At 59.1% G+C, this 1,263-nt stretch carries 2 protein-coding genes; one reads left to right on the top strand and one right to left on the bottom strand.

What is annotated here, in order from left to right; all coding sequences use genetic code 11:
* Positions 1-664, bottom strand: a 664-nt coding sequence (locus A3730_RS02380; RefSeq protein ID WP_156500816.1) for an AMP-binding protein, incomplete at its 3' end; no start/stop codon positions are given.
* 302 nt (positions 665-966) lie between these two features.
* Between A3730_RS02380 and A3730_RS02375 the strand changes: the two genes are divergently transcribed.
* Positions 967-1,263 (top strand): hypothetical protein (locus A3730_RS02375; RefSeq protein ID WP_197477236.1); only part of this gene is annotated, 297 nt, incomplete at its 3' end.

Genomic DNA, 1,263 nt, shown 5'->3' with positions numbered 1-1,263 from the left:
CCTGCCCCACGCCGGACATGGTGTTACGGCCGGCAAAGGTGTGCAGCACCAGCTGGCGATGGGAGAAATAAACGCCCTTGGGCAAGCCGGTGGTACCCGTGGTATAGAAGGTAGTGGCGCGGGTATTTTCGTCCAGCTCGGGGAAATCGTACTGGGCCGGCGCCTTGGCCAGCAGCTCTTCATATTCACCAGCCAGCGGCAGGCTGTCGCTAGCCTTTACACCATCGTCGTCGAGCAGGATGTAGGTCTTTACCGGCTCGATACGGTCTTTCAGCTCTTCCAGGATCGGCAGGAATTCACTGTTCACCAGAATCGCATCATCTTGCGCATGGTTGATGGTGTAGAGAATCTGCTCCGGGCTCAGGCGCACATTCACGGTATGCAGCACCGCGCCCATCATCGGGATGGCAAAAAACGCTTCCAGGTAACGGTTGGTGTCCCAGTCCATCACCGCCACGGTATCACCGGGCTTCACGCCCTGGGCCGCCAGCGCCCCGGCCAGGCGGTGCACGCGCTCGTTAAGGTCGCGGTAGGTGAACGTGCGGTCGCCATAGGTAATCGTCTGGTCCGGTGCCTTGCGCACACCCGCTTCCAGAATATGGTGGATGACCAGAGACGACTCCACCGCAGAAGCGCTGCGGGGGATGTTCAGGTGACTACTCATAACTTGCTCCGTTACCTTGTTATTCTGCCGTTCACGGGCAGGAAAAAGCAGTACGCTCCTTCCTACCCATTGGTATGTGTGGCGTTCAAGACTGACACAGACCCTCACACGGGTCATCTGCTGCCTGGCCCATTAGGTTACAAAATACTACCCGTTGTAGACACCTTGTCTAGCTCTGCTTTGCAGTGCTCATTTCCTGTCCTTTTGGCTAATAGTGGCACCCCGTTGCACGGTGATAGTGTGAATCCGCTGACGATACGGTCGGCATCCATCATGGATCACCTTCAGGGAGTGAAGCGACCATGTTCCGCTGGATACCTGCGCTGATCCTCAGCGTGCCCGCCCTGTGCGGGGCGGCTCCGCCCTTCGAGCGTCCCTCCCTGGGCCTGAACCCGGACACCCTGCATGACAACAACATGGCGCTTGAGGTGGGGCTTCCTGATGCCACCCTGGGCCAGCGCGGCGACACCGACACCACCACTCTGGCGGTACCCACCCTGATCCGCCTGCGGCTGGTAAACCGCCTGGAGCTGCAGGCCGCCATCACCGGCTACCGGTTTGAACAAACCAAGACCAATAGCTCAGACAACGATCAGGAT

The sequence above is a fragment of the Alcanivorax sp. HI0044 genome (assembly GCF_001634945.1).
Note: the sequence above shows the minus strand (reverse complement) of the source record. Positions and strands in the feature narration are given on the sequence as shown.